Raw genomic sequence first — 23,712 nt, 5'->3', positions numbered from 1 at the left:
CGATCGTTTAGTTAATTAACTAGCGTTTTCGCGCATGGCGGTGTCACGATGCGCGGCGGACAATTGGGAGGGCCAACGTGTCGGCGGGCCGCCGGCATGTCCACACGCGCGAGATCCGGCCCTGCGCCAACACCACAATCATGACAACCGTCGAAGTCGAAGCGACCGCTCGTGTCGAAGATGCACAGGCATCCCTATGGACCTTGTTCAAGGTCGTCGCCGGCATTTCAGCGATCTCGTGGGGCGGGCTTTCGATGATGGCGCAACTCGAACGCCACTACGTGGAACGGCTGCAGCGCATCGAACCGCACGTATTCGGCGATCTCGTCGCGCTCGCGTGGCTCGTGCCGGGCCCCGTCGGCTGCAATGTTGCGGTGCAGGTCGGCCAGACGCTGCATGGCCGCGCCGGCGCATGGGTCGCCGGCCTCGCGAGCGTGCTGCCGTTCTCCATATTGATGACGCTGTTCGCGATCTTCTATCGCACGCCGCTCGTACGCTCGCTTGCCGCGCCGATGCTGATCAATCACTTCGGGATGGTGCTCGCCGCGCTGATCGGCGTCACGTGGGTCAAGCAGTTGCGCATGCTCGCGCGCACGCGGCTCGAACAGGCGATCGCCGCGCTGTCGACGATTCTGCTCGCTTTCGCGCATAGTCCGGCCGCTTTCGTCGGGATTCTTTTCGCTGCGTTTGCAGCGGGCTGGCTGACCGGGCCGACGCAACGCGACGCGGTCGATTTCACGCTGTCGAGACGCGACCGCAACCTGCTCGTGCTGCTCGGCGTGCTGGTCGCGTTGTTCGCGGTGCCGCTGCCAGGCGATTACCAGGAGCAACTGCTGTGGCCGCGCCTCGCAGGCGCCGGCATGACGCTGTTCGGCGGCGGCTTTTCCGCACTGCCGGTGCTCAAGACGCTGTTCGTCTCGCCGGCCACGGGCATCTCCGATCACGACTTCACGCTGGCGTTCGCGCTGTCGCCCGTGGCGCCGGGGCCGCTGCTGAACGTCGTGCCGTTTCTCGGCTACCTGACCGACGGCTGGGTCGGCGCGCTGCTCGCCACGGCCGCGCTATTCATTCCGTCGGGTTGTCTCGTCGTGTTTGCTCAGAACCACCTGTCCCGGCTCAAGCGCCATTCGCGCTTCGAGCACGGGATGCGCCTGCTGCGCGCGGCGACGACGGGCTTTCTCGTCGTCGCCGTCGTGAAGATCCTGCATCGCGAGCCGGCCGACCCGATTTACTGGCTGACGGGCGCGTTCGCGACGCTATGCTTCACGCGCCTCAGGGTGCCCGTTTATGCCGTCTACGGCGCGGTCGCGGTTGTCTGCGGCGTGTGGCTGTGGGCCGCGCGCTGACAGGCGGCGGCCGCCACTCTGCCGGACTCTGCCGGACTCTGCCGGCACTCATCGGCACCGGACGGCTTCAACCCGCCTGCACCGCGACCCGGCGTGCAATCCAGCGGGCGCGCAGCGCGTCGTACGCGAGGTTGAAGCAGAACGTGTACGGCAGGAAGAACAGCACGATGCCGAGGTCGAGCAGCAGCGCCTCGACGAGGCTCACGTTCAGCCACCACGCGGCAACCGGCACCACCATCGCGACGAGGCCGAGCTCGAAGACGACCGCGTGCGCGATCCGCATGCCGAGCGTGCGCGACAGCCCCGCGCGCCGTTCGAAGCGGTCGAACAGCGTGTTGAAGGTCATGTTCCACGCCATCGCGATCAGCGACACCATCACCGTCAGCACGCCGACGTGCGATACCGGCATGTCGAGCAGCCACGCGCCGAGCGGCGCACACAGCGCGATCGCGACCAGCTCGAACGTCAGCGCATGCAGCAGCCGTTCCGTCACTGTTTTGTTGGTCTGTTTCATGGTTCCCTCCGATTCGCCACTTCATTCATGTCGGTTATTTTGATCGGCACAACCGTATGAATCCAGTTTGATATCATCGGTTTTACCGATATAACAAAGTCTGGAGCGCACATGCGCCACGCCCCCGAAACCCTGCTCGCATTCGCCGAAGCCGCGCTGCTCGGCTCGTTCACGGCCGCCGCGCGCAAGCTCGGCAAGCGCCAGTCGACCGTGTCGGAGGCGATCGCGAACCTCGAGATCGATCTCGGCGTGCAGTTGTTCGACCGCTCGACGCGCGCACCGACGCTGACCGACGCCGGGCGCGCGCTGCTGCCGCAGGTGCAGCGCACGCTCGAGGCCGGCGCGGCGATCGACCGCACGGCCGCGCGGCTCGCTCGCGGCGAGGAAGCACGGCTGACGCTCGTCGTGTCCGATACGTACCAGTCGAAGCGCTACGAGGAAACGTTGATGACGCTCGAACGGCGCTTTCCGGCGCTCGAGCTCGAATGCCAGATCGCCGAGCACGAGGACGTGCTCGACCTGATTCAGCAGGGCCGCGCGCAACTCGGGCTGATGGCCGCGCGCGCGGCCTACCCGGCCGATATCGGCGCGGCGACGGTGGCGGAGGAATCGGAGATCGGGCTGTTCGTCGGGCGCACGCATGCGCTTGCGGAATACGGCGATACGGAAGTGCCGCACGCGGCGCTGCGCGACGTGCGCGAACTGCGCCTCAACACCTATGTGAAAACGGAAGGCCGCAGCGCCGACGACCGGATCGTCGTCGGCACGCAGCACTGGCTGGCGCCGAGCTACCTGATGCTGCTGGAGATGGCCGTGCTGGGGTTCGGCTGGGCCGAGCTGCCGCGCTGGATGGTCGACCATTTCGCGCGCGACCGCCTGTGCGAACTCCGTGCGCGCGGCTGGCCGCGCCGTGTGCGGGTGGATGCGGTATGGTCGCGCAACCGGCCGCTCGGCCCGGCCGGCTCATGGCTGCTCGACGCGATGCTGGCCGCGTAGCGGCGCATGCCGGCGTGCCTGCGGTTGGCGCCGACCGGCGCCGGACGATCAGAAGCCGCGCGACAGCACGGCCGCGCCGACCGTGACGACACCGAGCACGAGGTTCACGACGACGAGCAGGCGCACCGCGTTCACCGCGCGCGCGCCGTCCGGCCAGTTCTGCGCCTGCACCGCGCGGCGGATGCGCGGAAACAGCGCGAAGCGGATGTGCCCGAAGATCAGCATCATCACGACGCCGAGCCCGGCCATCGCGTGCAGCGACCACGTCGCGTGTGCGCCGCCGAATTCCACGAGCAGGAAACCGCCGGACAGCAGGATCACGATCACGGAACCCGCCACCCAGTTGAAGAAGCGGCCGAACACGCCCTCGATCAGCGGCAACCGGAGCTGCGGCGACAGGTCGGACAATGCCGGACGCAGGCAGAAGTTCGCGAAGACCATCCCGCCCACCCACACGGCAACGGCCAGCAGATGAAGAAACAGCGCGACGGCAACAGCGTGGGACATGGCGGCAATCCTGTGATGGGGTGGGTGCTGCGAACGGCCGCGTCGCACGCGGCATCGAACGTCGTTCGACCGGCCTGTCGCCGCGCGGTTCAGGCCCCAGGCGCGATTTCACAATATTTTGCAAGTTCCGCGTGACAGCGCCACGCTTGCTTACCCGAATCACCCGAATCCGCGGTCCAAAAAGAAAAGGCCGCACGCCCGCCGAAGCGGAGGTGCGGCCTTCGATCGCGGCCAAACCGGACGATCGTGCGCGGTGTCAGCCGAGCAGCGGACGCAGCTCGTTGACGACCTTGAGCTTCGTGTCCGGCGCGCGGCCCTTGCGTGCGCGCTTGCCGATATGCGGCGCGAGCCCCGCATACGACAGCGTGTCGTCCTGCGCCTTGCCGCCGCGGCCGGTGCCGATCAGCACGACGCCCGCCGGATCGATCGCGAGCGCCTGCACGAGCGTTTCCTTGTCGTCGAGCGCCATCAGGATCACGCCGCGGCCGCCGCCGGACAGCGCCTTCATCTCGTCCATCCCGAACACGAGCAGGCGGCCGCCGCTCGACAGGCATGCGACCTGCGTCGCGTTCGGCAGCACGGGCATCGGCGCGAGCGGCACCGCACCGGCATCGATCGTCATGAACGACTTGCCGGCCTTCACGCGGCTCACCATGTCGCCGACCTTCGCGAGGAAACCGAAGCCGTTGCTCGATGCGAGCAGCAGTTGCTGATCCGCCGGCGCCGCGTAGTAGTGCATCAGATGCGAGCCCGATTCGAGTTCGATCAGCGACGTGACCGGCACGCCGTCACCGCGCCCGCCCGGCAGCACCGACACGTCGACCGAATACACGCGGCCGCTGCTGCCCCATGCGATCAGGCGATCGGGCGTACGGCACTGGAACGCCGCGTACAGATGGTCGCCGGCCTTGAACGTGAAGCCGGCCGGGTCGAGCCCGTGGCCCTTCAGCGCACGCACCCAGCCCTTCTGCGACACGACGACCGTCACGGGCTCGTCGACCACCTTCGCCTCGAACGTCGCGCGCTTTTCCTGCTGGATCAGCGTGCGGCGCTCGTCGCCGTACTGCTTCGCGTCGGCCTCGATCTCCTTGATCATCAACCGCTTCATCGCGCTTTCGTTCGCGAGCAGTTCCTCGAGTTTCGCCTTCTCGTCGCGCAGCGCTTCGAGTTCCTTCTCGATCTTGATCTTCTCGAGCCGCGCGAGCTGGCGCAGGCGGATTTCGAGAATGTCCTCGGCCTGCCGCTCGGAGAGGCCGAACGCGCTCATCAGCGCGGCCTTCGGCTCGTCCGACTCGCGGATGATGCGGATCACCTCGTCGATGTTCAGGAAGACGATCATCCGCCCTTCGAGGATATGGATGCGGTCGTCGACCTTCGCGAGACGATGGCGGCAACGGCGCGTCATCGTCAGCTGACGGAACTTCACCCATTCGTCGAGGATCGTCAGCAGGCCCTTCTGGCCCGGCCGGCCGTCGGCGCCGATCATCACGAGGTTCAGCGTCGCGTTCGATTCGAGGCTCGTGTACGCGAGCAGCGTGTTCACGAATTCCGTCTGGTCGATCGTGCGCGACTTCGGCTCGAACACGAGCCGCACCGCCGCTTCCTTGCCCGACTCGTCGCGCACCGCGTCGAGCAGGTCGAGCATCGCCTTCTTCGTGTTGAGCTGTTCGGGCGTCAGCGTCTTCTTGCCGAGCTTGAGCTTCGGGTTGGTCAGTTCCTCGATTTCCTCGAGCACCTTCTGGCCCGACGTGCTCGGCGGCAGCTCGGTGACGACGAGTTGCCACTGGCCGCGCGCGAGATCCTCGATCTTCCAGCGCGCGCGCACCTTCAGGCTGCCGCGGCCCGTTTCGTAGGCCGCCGCGATTTCCGTGTCGCTCGAGATGATCTGGCCGCCGCCCGGGAAATCCGGGCCGGGGATCAGGTTCATCAACTCCGCGTGCGAAAGCTTCGGATTGCGGATCAGTGCAACCGCCGCGGCCGCGACTTCGCGCAGGTTGTGCGACGGGATTTCCGTCGCGAGGCCGACCGCGATGCCCGACGCGCCGTTCAGCAGCACGAACGGCATGCGGCTCGGCAGCGTCTTCGGTTCGTCGAACGAGCCATCGTAGTTCGGCATGAAGTCGACCGTGCCCTGGTCGATCTCGTCGAGCAGCAGCTTCGCGATCGGCGTGAGCCGCGCTTCCGTGTAACGCATCGCCGCCGCGCCGTCGCCGTCGCGCGAGCCGAAGTTGCCCTGCCCGTCGATCAGCGGGTAGCGCAGCGAGAAATCCTGCGCGAGACGCACGAGCGCGTCGTATGCCGACTGGTCGCCGTGCGGGTGGTATTTACCGAGCACGTCGCCGACCACGCGCGCCGACTTCACCGGCTTCGCGTCCGGGCCGAGGCCCATTTCGTTCATCGCGAACAGAATCCGGCGCTGCACCGGCTTCTGGCCGTCGCACACGTCGGGCAGCGCGCGGCTCTTCACGACGCTGACCGCGTAGCTGAGATACGCCTGCTCCGCGTAGTTGCCGAGCGTCAGCGCGTCGCTCTCGGGCGCGTCCGGGCTGGCAAAGAGATCGGAAGTGTTGTCGTCCATCTGAATTCCGTATTCGTAAGTGGCGTGAGGCCGGGCCGGGCGTCATGCCCGGCCGCGCGCAGGGGACTTAGATGTCCGCTTCGACGTCGTTGCCCTTTTCCTCGAGCCAGCCGCGCCGCGCGGCTGCCTCGCCCTTGCCCATCAGCATCGTCATCCGCGCGACGGTCGCGTCGAAGTCGAGCTCGCCGAGCTTGATCGGCATCAGGCGGCGCGTGTCGGGGTTCATCGTCGTGTCCCAAAGCTGCTCGGCGCTCATTTCACCGAGACCCTTGAAGCGGCTGATGCTCCACTGCGTCTCGCGCGCGCCGTCCTTGCGCAGCTTGTCGAGAATCGCTTCCAGCTCGCCGTCGTCGAGCGCATAGAGCTTCTGCGCGGGCTTCTTGCCGCGCGCGGGCGCGTCGACGCGGAACAGCGGCGGCCGTGCGACATACACGTGGCCGCGCTCGATCAGTTGCGGGAAATGCTTGAAGAACAGCGTGAGCAGCAGCACCTGGATGTGCGAGCCGTCGACGTCCGCGTCCGACAGGATGCAGATCTTGCCGTAGCGCAGGTTCGACAGGTCGATGGTGTCGTCCGGGCTGTGCGGATCGACGCCGATCGCAACCGAGATGTCGTGCACTTCGTTGTTCGCGAACAGGCGGTCACGCTCGGTTTCCCAGGTATTCAGCACCTTGCCGCGCAGCGGCAGGATCGCCTGGTACTCCTTGTCGCGGCCCATCTTCGCGGAGCCGCCCGCAGAATCGCCCTCGACGAGGAACAGCTCGTTGCGCTCGATATCCTCGGTCTCGCAGTCGGTCAGCTTGCCGGGCAGCACCGCGACGCCCGAACTCTTGCGCTTCTCGACCTTCTGGCCCGCGCGCGTGCGCGCCTGCGCCTGCTTGATCACGAGTTCGGCAAGCTTCTTGCCGTGCTCGACGTGCTGGTTCAGCCACAGTTCGAGCGCGGGACGCGAGAACGACGACACGAGCTTCACCGCGTCGCGGCTGTTCAGGCGTTCCTTGATCTGCCCCTGGAACTGCGGATCGAGCACCTTCGCGGACAGCACGAACGACACGCGCGCGAACACGTCTTCGGCGAGCAGCTTCACGCCCTTCGGCTGCAGATTGTGCAGTTCGACGAAGCTTTTCACCGCCTGATAGAGACCGTCGCGCAGCCCCGATTCGTGGGTGCCGCCTGCCGGCGTCGGGATCAGGTTCACGTACGACTCGCGCACGAGCGAGCCTTCCTCGCTCCAGGCGACGACCCACGATGCGCCCTCGCCCTCGGCGAACGTATCGTCGCCCGAACGCGAATCGGCGAAACGCTCGCCTTCGAACAGCGGGATCAGCAGTTCGCTGCCGTTCATTTCGTCGAGCAGGTAGCCGCGCAGGCCGTCCTCGTATTTCCACGTCTGGCGCTCGCCGGTCTTCTCGTTGACGAGCACGACCTCGACACCCGGCAGCAGCACGGCCTTCGAGCGCAGCAGGCGCTGCAGTTCGCCGAGCGGCAGGTTCGGCGAATCGAAGTATTTCGGGTTCGGCCACACCTGCACGCGCGTGCCGGATTTCTTCTCGCCACGGCCCGCGCCCTGCGTCGCCAGCGGCTTCACGACGTCGCCGTCGGCGAAGCCGAGCTCGGCAATCTTGCCGTCGCGCCAGACCGTCACGTCGAGGCGCGTCGCGAGCGCGTTCGTCACCGACACGCCGACGCCGTGCAGGCCGCCCGAGAACGTATACGCGCCGCCCGCGGCCTTGTCGAACTTGCCGCCCGCATGCAGGCGCGTGAACACGATCTCGACGACCGGCACGCCTTCTTCGGGGTGCATGCCGAACGGGATGCCGCGGCCGTCGTCCTCGACCGATACCGACTGGTCGGTGTGCAGCGTGACCGTGATCTGCTTGCCGTAGCCGCCGAGTGCCTCGTCGGACGCGTTGTCGATGACTTCCTGGATGATGTGCAGCGGATTCTCGGTACGGGTATACATGCCGGGCCGCTGCTTGACCGGCTCGAGACCCTTGAGCACCTTGATCGATGCTTCGCTATAGGCCGCGCTGGGTTTCTTCGTTGACATAGGCGCTGAATTTCGTCATTCATCGGGACGTTGTCCACACCTCGTGTGGATAACATCGTGGACAAAACGTTGAGTTCCGTAAAAAAGCGAATCGAAACAACGGTGTGCTTGGACTGCTCCGAAAGCGGGCGCGCGGCGTGCTGCGCTACCCGGGACGCGCGGTATTTTACTGGTTCCGCGTGGTACGCCAATCGCGAGATCATCGCGCGGCCATCGCCGGCCGCGCGGCGCGCGACGCGCGTTATGCCGGCTTGCGCTTCGCCTCGAGCGTTTCCCACCGCTCGAGCGCGGCGAGCAATTCGTCGTCGATCGCCGCGAACCGCTCGGTCAGGCGCGTGCCTTCCTGCGGATCCTTCGCGAAAATCGAGCCGTCCTCGAGCTGCGCATTGATCGACTTCTGCTCCTCTTCGAGCGCGGCGATCTTCTCCGGCAGCGAATCGAGTTCGCGCTGCTCGTTGAACGACAGCTTCACCGTGCGCTGCGCATTGCGGCCCGCGGCGCTCTTCGCCGGCTCTTCCTTGACGGGCGCCGCTTCCTTGACCGCGCGCTTCGCGGCTTCCTGCTGCGCGAGCTGCTCCGAGCGCTCGCTCTGGATCTGCCAGTCGGTGAAGCCGCCGACGTATTCGCGCCACTTGCCGTCGCCTTCGGCCGCGATCACCGACGTCACGACGTTGTCGAGGAACGCACGATCGTGGCTGACGAGCAGCACCGTGCCGTCGTAGTCGGCCAGCAACTCTTCGAGCAGTTCGAGCGTCGGGATGTCGAGGTCGTTGGTCGGCTCGTCAAGCACCAGCACGTTGGCCGGACGCGCGAACAGGCGCGCGAGCAGCAGCCGGTTGCGCTCGCCGCCCGACAGCGACTTCACGGGCGAACGCGCGCGCTCCGGCGCGAACAGGAAGTCGCCGAGATAGCTCATCACGTGCTTGCGCACGCCGCCGATCTCGACCCATTCGCTACCGGGGCTGATGGTATCCGCGAGGCTCTTCTCCTGGTCGAGCTGCGCGCGCATCTGGTCGAAATACGCGACCTGCAGGTTCGTGCCGGTGCGCACCGTGCCTTCGTCGGGCTTCAGCTCGCCGAGGATCAGCTTGAGCAGCGTGGTCTTGCCCGCGCCGTTCGGGCCGACGAAGCCGATCTTGTCGCCGCGCATGACCGTCGTCGAGAAGCGGTCGACGACCGTACGGCCGCCGTAGCGCTTCGTCACGTCGGTCAGCTCCGCGACGATCTTGCCCGACTTCTCGCCCTGCGCGACGTCGAGCCTTACGTTGCCCTGCGAATTGCGGCGCTCCGCGCGCTCGTGACGCATCTGCTCGAGCCGCGCGATGCGGCCGACGCTGCGCGTGCGGCGCGCCTCGACGCCCTTGCGGATCCACACTTCTTCCTGCGCGAGCAGCTTGTCGAACTTCTCGTTTTCCACGCGCTCGACTTCGAGCTGCTGCGCCTTGCGGGTCTGGTACGCGGAGAAATTGCCCGGGTACGACAGCAGCCGGCCGCGGTCGAGCTCGACGATGCGCGTCGCGACGCGGTCGAGGAACGCGCGATCGTGCGTGATGAACAGCAGGCCCGCGCGCTGCGCGACGAGCAGTTCTTCCAGCCAGCGGATGCCGTCGAAGTCGAGGTGGTTGGTCGGTTCGTCGAGCAGCAGCACGTCGGGCTGCAGCACCAGCGCGCGCGCCAGCGCGACGCGCTTCTGCATCCCGCCCGACAGCGCGTCGACGCTCGCGTCGCCGTCCGGCAGGCCGATCTGCGCGAGCGTCATCGACACGCGCGTGCGCCAGCTCCATGCGTCGTGCGCGTCGAGCGACGACTGCAGCGCGTTCATCCGCGCGAGCAGCGCATCGTGCTCGGCGCCTTCCGGTATATCCGCGAGGCGGTGTGCGATCGAATCGTATTCTTCGAGCAGTTCGCGCGTGTGCGTGAGCCCCGACGCGACCGCGTCGAACACCGTCGCGCCCGGCTCGAATTCGGGCTCCTGCGGCACGTAGACGGTCACCAGTTCCTGCTGGCGCGTGACCAGCCCGTCGTCGGGCTTCGCGAGGCCGGCGACGATCTTCAGCAGCGACGACTTGCCCGCGCCGTTGCGACCGATCAGGCCGACGCGCTCGCCGGCTTCCAGCGAGAAATCCGCGTGATCGAGCAACGCGACGTGACCGAACGCGAGCTGCGCGCCGGTAATGGAATAGAGCGACATGGGGAGACGGCGGAGAGAGGAATCGGAAGCGCCCATTGTACCGGTCGCGGACGCCGCCACCGGTATGGCCGGACGGACTAGCCCTGCGAGCGACGCTCGAACCGCGTCGACGCGGTGCGATGGAGCGGTGACATGTACGGCTTGCGGCCGGTTTCCGGTGCTGGATACCGGCCGCCGGCTGCGAGTTGCGCGCGACCGGGTGCAGGCGAATGCCGGCCGGATGCGCGCGGCCGGTCGATCTGCCGTCCCACGCCTGGCGCATCGGGCGCCGGCGCGGGATGCTGCGGTTACTTCACGTTGACCGTGATCGTCGAACTCATTTCGGGACCGTACGAACGGTGTGCACCGTCGCCGAGCTGCAGCGTCAGCGTGTGCGGGCCGGGCGGCAGCTTCACATCGGTTTCGGTCTGGCCCTTGCCGAAATGCAGCGAATGGTCGGACGCCGGGATCACGTCGCCCTTCGGCACCGGCTTGCCGTCGATCAGCAGGTGATGATGGCCCGTATTCGGCGTCATGTCGCCGGCCGGCTTGAGCTCCAAGCCTTCGAGACCGAACTTCACGTGCACGGGACTGGACACCGTCGCGCCGTCCTGCGGCTCGACAAAGAACACGCGCGCTTCGGCGCGCGCGAGCGTCGACACGGCCAGCGCCGCGACACAAACCGCACCCGCGATCCACTTTCTGTTGAGCATCGTTTCCTCCTTCAGATTGACAGGCCCACGAAGCATACACTGCAAGCCCGCCGCACGCGATGGCACCCATTGTTCGCGATGCGTACGTTTAAAACGACGTTGCGCAGGCGTTCGGCGAAATTCCGGTAACATTGCGCCTTTCGTCCGCGGGCGAGGCTGCGGACGGCATTACCGAGTTTTCATTATCACGAGCGCTACATGAGCGAAGTAACCGAATACCAGAGCTGGGTCTGCCTGATTTGCGGGTGGGTCTACAACGAAGCGGAAGGGCTGCCTGACGAGGGCATCGCGCCCGGCACCCGTTTTGCCGACATTCCCGCCGACTGGCGGTGCCCGCTGTGCGACGTGGGCAAGGAAGATTTCGTCGTCGTCGATTTCTGATCGCGGCTGACCGCACGATACGCGCGTCGGCGTGCAATCCGCCCGCCGATGCGCCGCGCGTTTGCTATACTCTGCGCGCTGTCCACATCGCCGTCCGGTTCGCGTTTTTTCGCGCGATCGCCCGGACATGGCTCTCCCCGTAGTTCAATGGATAGAACAAGCGCCTCCTAAGCGCTAGATACAGGTTCGATTCCTGTCGGGGGGACCAGCCAAGCCCCAAACCTCCCCCAAGATTCACAAGAAACTCCCCGCTCAAGCCCGTCTGGCGGCCTTCTCGCGCCCATCGTTACCCAACGTTGCTCAGTGACAGCCGGAGAAAGTGTTGGTATTTTTGTTGGTATCAGCCGATACCAACAACACAGATACCAACAATGCCTCTCACTGACGTGCAGGTACGGAACGCGAAGGCCAGCGCGGCCCCGTACAAACTCACGGACGGCAACGGAATGTTCTTGCTCGTCCAACCGAACGGCGCGAAGTACTGGCGCTTGTCCTACCGCTTCCTTGGCAAGCAGAAGACGCTCGCCCTCGGCGTCGATCCGGCCGTCACGCTCGCGACGGCACGGAAGAAGCGCGACGAGGCACGCGAGCAGATCGCGGCCGGCATCGATCCGGGCGAGGCGAAGAAGGAAGCCAGACGGGCCGCAGAGATCGCAGCGGCCAACTCGTTCGAAGCGGTAGCCCGCGAGTGGTTCGACTCTCAGCGTCCGGGCTGGAGCGACGGCTACGCGGAGAAGGTGCTGAATTCGCTTGAGGTCGACGTGTTCCCGAAGATCGGCCCTCGCCCGATCGCGGAGATCGACTCGCCGCAGATGCTGAGCATCGTTCGCGAGGTTGAAGTGCGCGGGGTGCGCGAGACAGCGAAGCGGATTCTCCAGCGCTCTCGCGCGGTCTTCCAGTACGGGATCATGACCGGGCGATGCTCCAGGAATCCGGCTGCCGACATCGACGCGCAGACGGTGTTGAAGAAAGGTCCGGGCGTACAGCACATGGCCCGCGTCAAGGCGACGGAGATCCCGCAGCTCATGCGCGACATTGACGCCTACCAAGGCGACCTAGTCACCCGTCTCGCGCTGCGCCTGATGGCGTTGACCTTCGTGCGAACAACGGAAATGATCCGTGCGGAATGGTCCGAGTTTGACGAAGCCGCCGCAGAATGGCGTGTGCCGCCAGAGCGCATGAAGATGCGCGACCCGCACATCGTGCCGCTATCGCGACAGGCGCTCGACGTGCTCGCCCAGCTCCGCGCACTCAACGGCCAGCATCGCTTCGTGTTCTACAGCGTGCAGGGCCGCAGCCACATTTCGAACAACACCATGCTCTATGCGCTCTATCGCATGGGCTACAAGTCGCGAATGACGGGGCACGGGTTTCGCGGGCTGGCCGCGACAGCTCTGCGTGAACTTGGCTTCGGGCGGGACGTTGTAGAGCGCCAGATGGCACACGCCGAACGCAATCAGGTGACAGCCGCCTACGTCCACGCCGAATATCTGCCGGAGCGCAGGCGCATGATGAAGGCATGGGGCGATCATCTGGACCAACTCAAGGCAGGGGCCTCGATCATCCGCATTGCATCCGCCCGCTAGGGGATGGACGTCGACAACCCAACGCCGCCTGCTCCTCTCGGTGCCCAACAACAGGAGCAGGTATTTTTGTAGGCGCTCGCGAATCACCGGAAGCATTGGTGGCTTACGGACCTCGCATCACCCGCAAGTGAAGTGCGAAATTAGCCATTCGGCCGAGACAAAAGTCGTCACTTTGACTCGGTAGCAAGGGATTCCTGCTCAACCCGTGAGACGCATTGCTTAGCGAAATCTTCCACGCGACTCTTCTGTTGGGCTGCCCTCTTGCACCAGTACAAGGCCGCAGCCTTGTCTCTGCCCAAGCCCCATGATCCCCACTCGTACGTCTGGCCTAGGTTTAACTGCGAGGCGACGTTGCCTTGCTCTGCCTCTTTGCGCAGTTGCTCTACAGCTTTTCGATACCAGTATGCAGCTTGCTCGGAATCCTCAAGCACTCCGATGCCGAACTCGTAGTCAGCGCCGAGTCGACCTTGAGTGAGCGTGTCCCCCATCTCCGCCCCTCTCCGATGCCATGCGGCTGCTTCGACAGGATCTTTGTGGACGCCAAATAGGCCATTTCGATAAAGCTCTCCGATCTGTCCTGCGCAATACGCACTTCCATGACCGACAGCGTTCCGCATTAGCGCCAACCCCTGCGAAATGTCGCGAAACAAGCCGCCAGCTCCCTGCACGTATCTTTCTCCGACGATGCATTCGCCTTCGGCGTCACCTTGATTCGCGGCTTTCAGAAACCAAACGGTAGCTTGTGCGGGATCTTTGGGAACCCCGAAACCCGAGTCATAGAGCTTACCCAGACCGATTTCCGCTTTTGAGTTTCCTCGCTCAGCAAGCGGGCGCCAGAACGCGACGGCGGTTGCGTAGTCCATGGTCTGAAACGCTGTTGCTGCGTCGCCCAGCTGATCTGCGGCGGCCGTGTTGGCTATGCCCAAAATCAATACGACCAATCCAATTACACGCGCGCTCACTCTAAAACCGTCAAGGTACCGCGAGGTGGGATACGTCATGGCTACTCCGACGTGTCGGAAACTGACAATGGAGAAGGAAGGCAGCGATCGATTGTCGGCGATTCCGAAGGCACTGTCGAACGGCATGGTTATGCCCCCCCTTCCGGGCGTCTCCCACCAGTAAAACGGCAACAGCCTATCCATAGGACGACCGAGTGATTTGCCCCCTTATTATTATGTGCCCCCCCTATGCCCGCCGTCAGTAGAGAAAACACGCGGGTGTGAGCCCCCGCGTCTTTGCCCTAGACGCAGGGTCCCCCGCTTTCCGGTCGCCCTGACACTTGCGGCCGGCGCAACAATGCCCGATCGGGGCGCATCGCGCCCCCCCGTCCCCCGCTCCTCACATCACCCCCGTCCGCACCTGCGGCATAAGACTCGCATCCGCCCCCGTCACGGTAAACGTCCCCGTCGCCGACGTCCCTGACGGCCGTGCCAGCACGCTGCCGTCGCCCAACCGGTTCGCATCGACGACGATCTGGCTCGCTGCGCAACCGCTCGACAGCAGCGACATCGGCGAGCCTGCGATCGACGAGAACGTATTGCCCGTCACGCTGAACGAGCACACGTTTCCATACGCCCGGAAACCCGCATAACCGGAGCCGGACACGCGGTTGCCGGTCACCGCGACGTCCGTGACCGTTCCCGTCCACGTGTCGAGCTCGATCGCCGCCTGCTGCGTCGGCAGCAACCCGTTGTTCACATTCGAATTCTGGATGTTGGTCACGACATTGCCGGTGATCGCGACGTTCGACACGCCGTAGGTCTTCCAGCTGTCCTCCTGTGCAACGAGGATGCCTGCCGCCTTCTGCACGCCGTCGACCGTATTGTTCGAGATCGTCACTGCCTGGCCGCCTACCACCGAAATGCCACGCCCCCACGCGTTGCCGGACACCGCGTTATGGTCGATCAGCACATTGCTGTTGACGTGGCCGTCGCCGACATAGCTGACGACTGCGATCAGATCGTCGCCGGTGCCCGTCACCGTATTGTTCTGCACGAGCACGTTGGTCGAACCGTAGGTCGTGTGGATGCCGTCGGCAAGCGTCGCACGAACCGTATTGCCGACGATCGCAACGCCGCTGCCGCCGAACACGAAGATCCCGCCACCGGCGCCGCCGTCGATCGTCACGCGAAGCACCTGGACGCCCGCCCCCGTCACCTCGACCTTGGTCGACGCCGGCGTCGTGAGCCGCGTCGTGCCGGTGCCGGCCAGCGTCACGCCCACGAGCGTCGAACCGGTGCCGCTCATCACGATGGTCTGGTCGGCCGGATTCGTGGCCACCAGCGTCGCGCCGTATCCGGAGATCACCACTTGGGGCACGGTCACCGCGAGCGAGTGCCCGACGACGTAGCGGCCCGGCGCGATGACCAGGCGCTGGCCGGCCTTCAGGCTGTCGAATGCCTTCTGCAGCATGCCGGCCTGATCGCTGCCGTCGGCGGCCGGAAAAACCGTCACGTCAGCGACGAGAACGGCATTTGCCCCCTGGGTGGACGGCAGCGCGGCGCCGGGCGTCGCACCGGCCGGACTGGCCGCCGGCGCCGGGCTGTCGGGATTCGTCGACGAGGGCGTCGTGCCGGATGCCGCGCTGGCAGGCTCTGCGGCGGATGCAGGTGTGCTCGCAACCGTCTGCGTTGCCGGCGCGGCATTGTTGTCGCCGCCGCCGCACGCGGTGACGCCAAGGCAAAGCGCGGCAACCATCACTCGATCGACTGTACGCATACGATTTCTTGCGAGCCCGAGGTGGCCTCATCGTAAGTACGCCCGGCATTTTTGTAAATGAACTCCTTCTCCCGACCGGCCGCGCGATGCGCCTCACGTGCATGCTGTTGGCGGTCCTCTTCGATTCATCTCCATGACATGCGACATGCGATCGCACGTTGCCCGATCGCCACGGACACGCACCGGGCATTGCGTAGAATCCCGAACCTTTGCATGAACAACGGACCCAAGGACCCGACCATGATTCGAACGATCGCGGCACTGGCCGCGCTTTCGACCCTGACCGGCACCGCGAACGCCACCGATACCGGCACCGCATCCGGCACGGCGCACGCGAAACGGCACTACGTCAGCCCGGGCATCGCCAACATCACAGGCGCGGCAGCACCGCGCCCGGAAAATGCGTCCTCCGACGCACGCTGCAGGGAACTGGCCGCCGGCATCGATGCTGTAACGCATGCACCCGACCGCGGCCAAAAGGTCGTGCGCGGAATCGGCCCGGACGGCAAGCCGCGCAACGAACTGCAGGCTTACGACAAGCGCGCCAACCTGGAAACCGAGCATCGACGGCTCGGCTGCCGATAACGAGCGCAACGTCGCCCGGCCAGATCACGCCGGGCATCGGCATTTACGCGTTCGCGCCGCCATCGATCGTCAACCCGGTCCCGTTGATCGACCGCCCTTCCGGCCCGACGACGAACGCAACGAGTGCCGCCACGTCATCGGCCTTGCCGTACTGCGGAATCGCCATCCTCGAACGCTGCGCACCGGCATGTTCGCCGTCGGCCGGATTCATGTCGGTATCCGTCGACCCCGGATGCACGATGTTGACCGTGATGCCGCGCGGCCCGAGATCGCGCGCGAGCCCCTGCGTCCAGCCGATCAGCGCGGCCTTGCTCGCCGCATAGAGGCTCATCCCCGCATCGGGCACGCGCGCCGCGAGGCAACTGCCGGTCGACACGATGCGCCCACCCTCCCCGAGATGCCGCGCCGCCGCCTGCGACGCGATGATCACCGCGCGCACGTTCACGTTCAGCGTCGCGTCGATATCGTCGAGCGTGAGGTCGTCCAGCGCGCCTGCGCGGAAGATCCCCGCGTTGTTCACGAGGATGTCGAGACCGCCGAACGCCTCCGCGGCACGATCAACCGCGCTACGGACGGCAACCGGATCGCCACTATCGGCCTGGATCGCGACGGCGCGACGGCCCAGCGCCTCGATGCCGGCGACGACGGCCTGCGCCCGCTCGGCCGATTTTTCGTAAGTGATCGCAACGTCCGCGCCATCGGCCGCCAGCCGTTTCGCGATGGCCGCGCCAATGCCGCGGCTGCCGCCCGTGATCAGTGCACGCTTGCCTTGGAGTCGATTCATGTTTGTTCCTTTCCTTATTTATGTAACGGTCGATACAGAATGTGGCAAGTTGCGCGGCGCTGTCAATTGAATTATTTTATCGATCGATACAGATATCGACGAAGGGACGGATGCAATGGCTGAACGGGGCCGACCGAGAAGCTTCGACAAGGAAGCGGCGCTGGATCGCGCAATGGAGGTGTTCTGGCGGCTCGGCTACGAGGGAGCGTCGATGGCGGACCTGACGGCCGCGATGGGCATTGCGTCACCGAGCCTGTATGCGGCGTTCGGCAGCAAGGAAGCGTTGTTCCGGCAGGCGCTCGAGCACTACCGCGCAACGGAGGGACGGGAAATCTGGGACGGCGTCGAACAGGCCGGAAGCGCGCACGATGCCATGCGGAACTACCTGATGGATACCGCGCGCGTGTTCACGCGGCGGTCGAAGCCGGCCGGCTGCCTGATCGTGCTGTCGGCGCTGCATCCGGCCGAGCGTTCCGACACCGTCCGGCAAACGCTGATCGCGATGCGCGAAAGCACGGTCGAAGCGTTGCGCGAGCGCCTCAGGCAAGGTGTCGCGACCGGCGAGATCGCGGCGCACGCGAACCTCGACGCAATCGCTCGGTACTACGTGACGGTTCAACAGGGGATGTCGATCCAGGCGCGCGACGGCGCGAGCCGTCGCGATCTGGAGGCGATCGCGCAGGCCGCGCTGGCTGCATGGCCGGCGCTTGTCGGTGCGAGCGGCGTCTAGCCGCAGGACGCCGAAGCCGCGCGAGCCGGTACGTTACTGCTTCGCCGCGTGCTGCACGTCCTTCGACGCATGCCACACGCGATAGCGCACCTCGAAGCCGTCCGGCACATATACGACGAGCGGCAGGCGGCTGTTGTAGCGCAGCAGCTGGCCGTCGCCGCGCACCTGCACGAACCGTTGCTGCGGCGCCTGGCCCGGGCACGCCATCAGCGTCGATGCCGGCCCCTTCACGTCGGTGAGCCGGTAGTACGTATAACCCCAGCCCTTCACGTCCTCGGCGGTCAGCTCGCCGCCGAACCACTGCTGGTTGCAGTCGGTCTGCAGCGTTTTGCCGATCATCAGCTCGATGCGCGCATCGTCCTCGTTCTCGAGCGCAGGCAGGGCGATCACGGCGCGCTGCTGGCCGGCCGCTGCCTGCGGAAACATCTTGATCGACTCGGCCGGCACGGCGGCCGTCGATGCGGGGCCGGCCACGCACGCGGCGGCAGTCGTGACGCAGAAAGCGGCCAGCGCGGCCCGGATCGCGAATTTCATCGATGTGCTCCTGAAAAACAAATGAGCCCTGGATGCTAACACTTTCGTCAAGAGACCTTACGGCGCTGTAATTTCACGACACAATTGCAAACAGCCGGCAATCCCCGTGCGCGGTACTTATACGGAAACCAACGGAGATCATCATGCTGAAGCTCATTGCTGCCGCCGGCGTTACCGCCCTGCTCGCCGGCTGCGTCGTCGGGCCGGACGCCGGATACGGCTACGGATCGACCTACTATTCCGATCCGGGCTACGCGTACGGCCCGGCCTACGCGCCGTCGCCCGTGTACGGCACGGTCAACATCTGGGGCGGTGGCGGCGGGCGCGACTGGGACCGCGGACGCCGCGACTGGGATCGCGACCGCGGCGGCTGGGATCGCGACCGCGGCGAGCGCGCCCGTCACGGCGGCTGGGGCCGCGGCAACGGACGCCGCGCCGACTGGAACGACGGCGGCGGGCGCGGCGACGGCGGTGGCGGCCATCGCCACTAACGCGCAATTGCAACCGTTTGTATCCGCGTACGGCCCGCCGATGGCCGGCACGTCACGCGGACGAACGGACGGCCACGGAAAAACAAAGGCCCTCGCGTAAAAGCGAGGGCCTTTTGTCGTCCGGTCCGGCAAAGCGAACTTCGGCGGGTACCGGCCAACCGACACCGAACCCGGTCACGCGTCGCGCACCGGCCTGCTTACCAGCCGGCCGGTTGCGCGTAGCCGCGCGACACCGGCGCACCGCATACATACGCGCGCTGGTAGCGGTCGTAGCAATAGTTCGGGCCGTCGTCCTGGTACTCCGCCTGCTGGTAGGTCGGATAGGCAGGCTGCTGGTACGCAGGCGCCTGATAGTACGTCGGCGGCTGATAGGCCGGTGCCTGGTACACGGGCGCCTGGTACGCGACGGGCGGATTCATCGCGGACGTCACGATCGCGCCCAGCACCGCGCCGCCGATCAACGCGCCGATGACGGCGCCGCCGTCGCGACCGTGCGCGGACGCCGGGCCCGCCACGGCGAGCGAACAGGCGAGGACACACACTGCGGCAATCTTTTTCATGATGGACTCCCACGCGAAGTGGTACTGGATGCGATGCATTGTGGCGGCATGCGGCCGTAATAGATGCAGCAAGTGGTAACGCGCCATTACGCGTATCACGCACGCCGAAACGCGTCACCGCCGTGCTACGATTTTCGGCACACAGGAGACGCCTTCATGCAGCCCGAAACCGCCCGCCGTTTCGATACCGAATTCGCGCCGCGCATCGCGCAGGCAATCGCCGCCTTCTTCGCCGATCACGTGCTGACCGACGTCGTCCCGTACGGCGGGCACGGGCACCCGACGCGCATACAGATCCGCAGCGCGCCGCACGAGCATGTGAGCGGCTTCGTGCATCCGCTGAATCTCGAGCTGACCTGGGACACCGACGAAATCGAGCGGCTGATGGAGCCGGACGGCCCGCAGCGCTTCGAGCACTACCTGGCCGCGCTGCCGAAAAAGCTGGGCGCGTGGCAGGGCGCACGCGACATCGATCTCGCGTCGCGCACGCAAGCCGACCCGCTCGTGCGGCTCGGCGGCCTCGACTTCGAAGGCTGAGTGCCCGCGCAGGCCGGCAGCCGCGCAGGCTGGCGTCGCGCAATGCGGCCCGGTGATACACTCGACCGGCCCCGGTCCGGCGCAGCCGCGCGGGCCGGGCCGTTCATCGCCGCCTCCACCCTTTCGCATGGTTGCGCACGCAACCGGCAACCGGGCGCGCGGACAACCACGCTTTCGCTCCCGTCATGAACGCCGATACCGGCCTGCCGCTTCCGCAACGCTACTGGGCGATCGTCTGCGTCGCACTGGGCATCACGCTCGCCGTGCTCGACGGCGCGATCGCGAACGTCGCACTGCCGACGATCGCGCGCGACCTGCACGCATCCGACGCCGCATCGATCTGGATCGTCAACGCGTACCAGCTCGCGGTCACGATCACGCTGCTGCCGCTCGCGTCGCTCGGCGAGCGCATCGGCTATCGCCGCATCTACATCGCCGGGCTCGCGCTGTTCACCGCGGCGTCGCTCGGCTGCGCGCTCGCCGGCTCGCTGCCGATGCTGGCCGTGATGCGCGTGATCCAGGGCTTCGGTGCGGCGGGCATCATGAGCGTCAACGCGGCGCTCGTGCGGATGATCTACCCGTCGTCGATGCTCGGGCGCGGGCTGTCGATCAATGCGATGGTGGTCGCGCTGTCGTCGGCAATCGGGCCGACGGTCGCGTCGGCGATCCTGTCGTTCGCGTCGTGGCCGTGGCTGTTCGCGGTCAACGTGCCGATCGGCATCGCCGCGGTCCTCGGCAGCCTGCGCGCGCTGCCGGCCAACCCGCTGCACGACGCGCCGTACGATTTCCCGAGCGCACTGATGAACGCATGCGTGTTCGGCCTGCTGATCACGGCCGTCGACGGGCTCGGCCACGGCGAACGCCATGCGTACGTCGCTGCCGAGCTGGTCGTCGCGTTCGTCGTCGGCTACTTCTTCGTGAAACGCCAGCTGTCGCAGCCGGCGCCGCTCCTGCCCGTCGACCTGATGCGCATCCCGATGTTCGCGCTGTCGGTCTATACGTCGACGGCGTCGTTCACGTCGCAGATGCTCGCGTTCGTCGCGCTGCCGTTCTGGCTGCAGAATTCGCTCGGCTTCTCGCAGGTCGAGACCGGCCTGTACATGACGCCGTGGCCGCTCGTGATCGTGTTCGCCGCCCCGCTCGCGGGCGTGCTGTCGGACCGCTATTCGGCCGGCATCCTCGGTGGAATCGGGCTTGCGCTGTTCGCGGCCGGGCTGCTGTCGCTCGCGACGATCGGCGCGCACCCTGGCACCGTCGATATCGTGTGGCGGATGGCGCTGTGCGGCGCGGGCTTCGGGCTGTTCCAGTCGCCGAACAACCGTGCGATGCTGTCGTCGGCGCCGCGCGAGCGCAGCGGCGGCGCCGGCGGCATGCTGAGCACCGCGCGACTGACGGGCCAGACGCTCGGCGCCGCACTCGTTGCGCTGATTTTCGGGCTGGCGCCCGATCGCGGGCCGACGGTCGCGCTCTATGTCGCCGCGGCCTTCGCGGCGGTGGCCGCGGTCGTGAGCATGCTGCGCATCGCGTCGCCGCGGCCGGACGCGGCGGCCTGACACCAACGCGCGCCGCGCCCACAGGCGCACCCGTGCGTCATGCTGCGTCGAGCGCGTCCATCACGAAGCGCACGCGCGCCTTCACGCTCACGCGCGGCAACTCGATCAGCCGGTACCCGTATGCCGTATAGCAATCGACCATCGCGTCGTAGGTGCGCACGGCTTCCGCGAAATCCTGCCGGCGCTCGGTGTCCTGCGCATAGATGTCGGGCCACGGCGGCGCGATGAACACGCGCCGGTGATAACGGAAACGGCGCGCCGCGGCTTCCGCGTGCGCGGGCACCGCCAGCCCCGTCAGCCGCAGGTAGCCGACCACGTCCGGCACGCCGCGGTCGAAGAACACGGGCCCGCGCGCGTGCCGCGCGAGATGGTACGAGCGCATTTCCCAGCTCAGCATCAACTCGGCGAACGCGGCCGGGTCGCGCCACGGCAGCGCGTGGCCGTCGACGGCCACCTGGTCGCGGATCACGCCTCGCCCGGCCTCCTGCGAGCGCGCGAAACCGGCACGCTCGAGCGCGTCGAGCAACGTGCTCTTGCCCGAGCCCGGGCCGCCCGTCACGACGAAGAAACGGCCGGTTGCGTCGTCGGTCGCGTCGTCGCCCTCGGCTCCGTGCACGAACTCACGCATGCGCGACCCGCCGGCCCGCGCGCTGCGTGACCGATACGGCCGCCGCGACACTGCGCAAATCGGCGACGAACGTATCGCGCCAGACCGACAGGTCGTTCTCGCGCAGCCGCGCGAGGTTCTCCTCGTGGCGCGCCTGCCGCTCCGCGAGCGGCATCGACAGCGCGCGCTCGAGCGCCTCGGCCATCTGCGACAGGTCGTACGGATTGACGAGGAGCGCGCCGGTCAGCTCGGCCGCCGCACCCGCGAACTCCGACAGTACGAGCACGCCCGGATCGGCCGGATCCTGCGACGCGACGTATTCCTTCGCGACGAGATTCATCCCGTCGCGCAGCGGCGTCACGTAACCGACCTGCGACATCCGGAAGAACGCCATCAGCAGGTTGCGCTCGTATTTGCGGTTCAGGTACTGGATCGGCGTCCAGTCGAGCTGCGAAAAACGGCCGTTGATGCGTCCGGCCTCGCCTTCGAGCGTTTCGCGGATGTCCTGGTAGGTCTGCACGTCGGAACGCGTCGGCGGCGCGATCTGCACGAGCGACACGCGCCCCTGCCAGCCCGGAGCGTTCGCGAGCATCCGCTCGAACGACTGGAAGCGCTCGACGAGCCCCTTCGAATAATCGAGACGGTCGACGCTCATCACGAGCTTGCGGCCGTCGAGCGCCTCGCGCAGCATCTTCACCGGCTTGCGCGCGCCGTACTGGACGGCCGCCTGCGCGATCGCGTCCGGATGCACGCCGATCGGATAGGCGGCGACCTTCACGACGCGGCCGTGCGCATGCAGCATCCCGTCGTCGCTCGCCGCGCCTATGCCGCGCCGCTCGATGTAATCGGTAAACGCCTGTTTGTCGGCATCGGTCTGGAAGCCCGCGACGTCGTACGCGCACATGAACTTCACAAGTTCCTCGTGCGGCGGCACGAGGCGCAGCATGTCGGGCGACGGAAACGGGATGTGCAGGAAGAAGCCGATCGGGTTCTTCAAGCCGAGCTCGCGCAGGAAATGCGCGAACGGCAGCAGATGGTAGTCGTGCACCCAGATCAGGTCGTCGGGCCGCAGCAGCGCGGCGAGCTGCTTCGCGAGCATCGCGTTCACGCGCAGATACCCTGCGTACTCCTGCCGGTCGAAGCGCGCGAGATCGCCGCGGTAATGGAACACCGGCCACAGCGTCGCGTTCGAGAAGCCGCGGTAGTACTGGTCGTAGTCGCGCCGGGTCAGCCCGACCGTCGCGTAGGTCACGTTGCCGTCCCGCTGGATCGCGGGCTCGGCGTCCGGCGCACCGACGATCTCGCCGTTCCAGCCGAACCAGACGCCGCCCGTTTCCTTCAGCGCGTCCATCACGCCGACGGCGAGGCCGCCCGCGCTCGGGCGCGTGTCCTCGCCGGCGGCGACACGGTTCGATACCACGATCAATCTGCTCATGCGGCTCCCCCTCCTCGATTCGATTGGCTGGCGCGACGCGCGCGCCAAGGCGGACGCGGCTGCCCGAAGGCGGCCGCGCGGCGATTCAGTTCCGAGAAATGCAATGAAATGCGGCAGCGGAATGCGACGACGGGATCAAGCGTCCTGCTCCTGACCAAGGTCGCGTTGATAGTCGAGCCCTTCCGGGCGGGCGCCGCCCTGGTTGTGATCGCCGTCGGACGGCGTCTCGCCGCGCGCACCGGCAGGCGGTGCGGATGGTGCGTCGGTCTGCGGACGCGGTTGGTCTGCCCCCGCGTCGGGTGGCCGGTGCGAAAGCCGTTTCGAACGACGCATG

At 66.5% G+C, this 23,712-nt stretch carries 23 protein-coding genes and 1 tRNA gene; 10 read left to right on the top strand and 14 right to left on the bottom strand.

All coding sequences use genetic code 11. The features are described 5' to 3' along the window. The first annotated feature begins 140 nt into the window (after positions 1 to 140). Complete coding sequence (locus DM992_RS08270; protein ID WP_111016384.1) at positions 141 to 1,346, top strand: chromate transporter; 1,206 nt, start codon at positions 141 to 143, stop codon at positions 1,344 to 1,346. 67 nt (positions 1,347 to 1,413) lie between these two features. Here DM992_RS08270 and DM992_RS08265 read toward each other — a convergent pair whose 3' ends face one another. Further along, positions 1,414 to 1,860: a multidrug/biocide efflux PACE transporter gene (locus DM992_RS08265; RefSeq protein WP_111016383.1), complete on the bottom strand. Its 447-nt coding sequence runs from the start codon at positions 1,858 to 1,860 to the stop codon at positions 1,414 to 1,416. 111 nt (positions 1,861 to 1,971) lie between these two features. Here DM992_RS08265 and DM992_RS08260 point away from each other — a divergent pair, with 111 nt between their 5' ends. Next, positions 1,972 to 2,856, top strand: coding sequence for a LysR family transcriptional regulator (locus tag DM992_RS08260; protein WP_111016382.1), 885 nt, complete (start codon positions 1,972 to 1,974; stop codon positions 2,854 to 2,856). 48 nt (positions 2,857 to 2,904) lie between these two features. On the opposite strand, the gene DM992_RS08255 is transcribed toward DM992_RS08260, so the two are convergent. The 5 genes from DM992_RS08255 to DM992_RS08230 form a co-directional block, all read right to left on the bottom strand. Then, positions 2,905 to 3,363, bottom strand: a complete 459-nt coding sequence (locus DM992_RS08255) for a CopD family protein (RefSeq protein ID WP_047898700.1) — start codon at positions 3,361 to 3,363, stop codon at positions 2,905 to 2,907. 256 nt (positions 3,364 to 3,619) lie between these two features. After that, positions 3,620 to 5,941, bottom strand: a complete 2,322-nt coding sequence (gene parC / locus DM992_RS08250; RefSeq protein WP_111016381.1) for a DNA topoisomerase IV subunit A — start codon at positions 5,939 to 5,941, stop codon at positions 3,620 to 3,622. Between the two features lie 67 nt (positions 5,942 to 6,008). After that, the gene (gene parE / locus DM992_RS08245; protein WP_034184787.1) at positions 6,009 to 7,991 is read right to left on the bottom strand and encodes a DNA topoisomerase IV subunit B; all 1,983 of its coding nucleotides are present in this window, start codon (positions 7,989 to 7,991) and stop codon (positions 6,009 to 6,011) included. A gap of 241 nt (positions 7,992 to 8,232) precedes the next feature. Then, on the bottom strand, positions 8,233 to 10,182 hold the full coding sequence (locus tag DM992_RS08240; RefSeq protein ID WP_111016380.1) for an ATP-binding cassette domain-containing protein: 1,950 nt from the start codon (positions 10,180 to 10,182) through the stop codon (positions 8,233 to 8,235). Between the two features lie 287 nt (positions 10,183 to 10,469). Then, positions 10,470 to 10,874, bottom strand: a complete 405-nt coding sequence (locus DM992_RS08230) for a DUF4399 domain-containing protein (protein ID WP_111016379.1) — start codon at positions 10,872 to 10,874, stop codon at positions 10,470 to 10,472. 198 nt (positions 10,875 to 11,072) lie between these two features. On the opposite strand from DM992_RS08230, the gene DM992_RS08225 reads away from it, so the two are divergent. The 3 genes from DM992_RS08225 to DM992_RS08215 all read left to right on the top strand — a co-directional run bounded on the left by DM992_RS08225 (position 11,073) and on the right by DM992_RS08215 (position 12,841). Continuing rightward, positions 11,073 to 11,255 (top strand): rubredoxin, encoded by a 183-nt coding sequence (locus DM992_RS08225; RefSeq protein ID WP_006398668.1) that lies wholly within the window; start codon positions 11,073 to 11,075, stop codon positions 11,253 to 11,255. A 133-nt stretch (positions 11,256 to 11,388) separates the two neighbouring features. Then, a tRNA-Arg gene (locus DM992_RS08220) sits at positions 11,389 to 11,463 on the top strand. A gap of 163 nt (positions 11,464 to 11,626) precedes the next feature. Further along, positions 11,627 to 12,841: an integrase arm-type DNA-binding domain-containing protein gene (locus DM992_RS08215; protein WP_111016378.1), complete on the top strand. Its 1,215-nt coding sequence runs from the start codon at positions 11,627 to 11,629 to the stop codon at positions 12,839 to 12,841. Positions 12,842 to 13,008: 167 nt separating this feature from the next. Here DM992_RS08215 and DM992_RS08210 read toward each other — a convergent pair whose 3' ends face one another. Together DM992_RS08210 and DM992_RS08205 are read right to left on the bottom strand one after the other, a co-directional pair. Next, on the bottom strand, positions 13,009 to 13,842 hold the full coding sequence (locus tag DM992_RS08210) for a tetratricopeptide repeat protein (RefSeq protein WP_162631613.1): 834 nt from the start codon (positions 13,840 to 13,842) through the stop codon (positions 13,009 to 13,011). Positions 13,843 to 14,182: 340 nt separating this feature from the next. Further along, entirely contained in the window at positions 14,183 to 15,562 is a 1,380-nt protein-coding gene (locus tag DM992_RS08205; protein ID WP_239511320.1) for a right-handed parallel beta-helix repeat-containing protein, read from the bottom strand. 213 nt (positions 15,563 to 15,775) lie between these two features. Between DM992_RS08205 and DM992_RS08200 the strand changes: the two genes are divergently transcribed. Then, complete coding sequence (locus DM992_RS08200; protein ID WP_239511319.1) at positions 15,776 to 16,147, top strand: hypothetical protein; 372 nt, start codon at positions 15,776 to 15,778, stop codon at positions 16,145 to 16,147. 43 nt (positions 16,148 to 16,190) lie between these two features. Here the strand turns inward: DM992_RS08200 and DM992_RS08195 are convergent, their stop codons facing one another. Continuing rightward, positions 16,191 to 16,931 carry an SDR family NAD(P)-dependent oxidoreductase gene (locus tag DM992_RS08195; protein ID WP_111016376.1) on the bottom strand — a complete coding sequence of 247 codons (741 nt, stop codon included), beginning with the start codon at positions 16,929 to 16,931 and terminating at the stop codon, positions 16,191 to 16,193. Positions 16,932 to 17,046: 115 nt separating this feature from the next. Between DM992_RS08195 and DM992_RS08190 the strand changes: the two genes are divergently transcribed. Then, a complete protein-coding gene (locus tag DM992_RS08190; protein WP_072440861.1) occupies positions 17,047 to 17,661 on the top strand; it encodes a TetR/AcrR family transcriptional regulator in 615 nt (204 codons plus the stop codon). Positions 17,662 to 17,694: 33 nt separating this feature from the next. Here DM992_RS08190 and eco read toward each other — a convergent pair whose 3' ends face one another. Continuing rightward, complete coding sequence (gene eco, locus DM992_RS08185; protein WP_111016375.1) at positions 17,695 to 18,195, bottom strand: serine protease inhibitor ecotin; 501 nt, start codon at positions 18,193 to 18,195, stop codon at positions 17,695 to 17,697. 143 nt (positions 18,196 to 18,338) lie between these two features. Here eco and DM992_RS08180 point away from each other — a divergent pair, with 143 nt between their 5' ends. Continuing rightward, complete coding sequence (locus tag DM992_RS08180; protein ID WP_111016374.1) at positions 18,339 to 18,686, top strand: hypothetical protein; 348 nt, start codon at positions 18,339 to 18,341, stop codon at positions 18,684 to 18,686. Between the two features lie 197 nt (positions 18,687 to 18,883). Here DM992_RS08180 and DM992_RS08175 read toward each other — a convergent pair whose 3' ends face one another. Beyond that, on the bottom strand, positions 18,884 to 19,285 hold the full coding sequence (locus DM992_RS08175) for a hypothetical protein (RefSeq protein WP_111016373.1): 402 nt from the start codon (positions 19,283 to 19,285) through the stop codon (positions 18,884 to 18,886). Between the two features lie 117 nt (positions 19,286 to 19,402). On the opposite strand from DM992_RS08175, the gene DM992_RS08170 reads away from it, so the two are divergent. Both DM992_RS08170 and DM992_RS08165 read left to right on the top strand, forming a co-directional pair. Next, entirely contained in the window at positions 19,403 to 19,783 is a 381-nt protein-coding gene (locus DM992_RS08170) for a DUF5594 family protein (protein WP_111016372.1), read from the top strand. 185 nt (positions 19,784 to 19,968) lie between these two features. Continuing rightward, positions 19,969 to 21,336 (top strand): MFS transporter, encoded by a 1,368-nt coding sequence (locus DM992_RS08165; protein WP_111016371.1) that lies wholly within the window; start codon positions 19,969 to 19,971, stop codon positions 21,334 to 21,336. A 37-nt stretch (positions 21,337 to 21,373) separates the two neighbouring features. Here the strand turns inward: DM992_RS08165 and DM992_RS08160 are convergent, their stop codons facing one another. The 3 genes from DM992_RS08160 to DM992_RS08150 form a co-directional block, all read right to left on the bottom strand. Continuing rightward, entirely contained in the window at positions 21,374 to 21,964 is a 591-nt protein-coding gene (locus DM992_RS08160; protein WP_111016370.1) for an AAA family ATPase, read from the bottom strand. Further along, positions 21,957 to 23,378 (bottom strand): alpha,alpha-trehalose-phosphate synthase (UDP-forming), encoded by a 1,422-nt coding sequence (gene otsA / locus DM992_RS08155; protein ID WP_111016369.1) that lies wholly within the window; start codon positions 23,376 to 23,378, stop codon positions 21,957 to 21,959. The genes DM992_RS08160 and otsA overlap by 8 nt, the downstream gene beginning before the upstream one ends. 135 nt (positions 23,379 to 23,513) lie before the next feature. Next, the gene (locus DM992_RS08150) at positions 23,514 to 23,711 is read right to left on the bottom strand and encodes a hypothetical protein (protein ID WP_111016368.1); all 198 of its coding nucleotides are present in this window, start codon (positions 23,709 to 23,711) and stop codon (positions 23,514 to 23,516) included. Position 23,712: the final 1 nt, after the last annotated feature.

It is taken from the genome of Burkholderia sp. JP2-270, assembly GCF_003233675.1.
Classification (GTDB): domain Bacteria; phylum Pseudomonadota; class Gammaproteobacteria; order Burkholderiales; family Burkholderiaceae; genus Burkholderia; species Burkholderia pyrrocinia_C.
The sequence above is the reverse complement of the archived record's forward strand: the minus strand, read 5'-3'. Positions and strand labels throughout refer to the sequence as shown.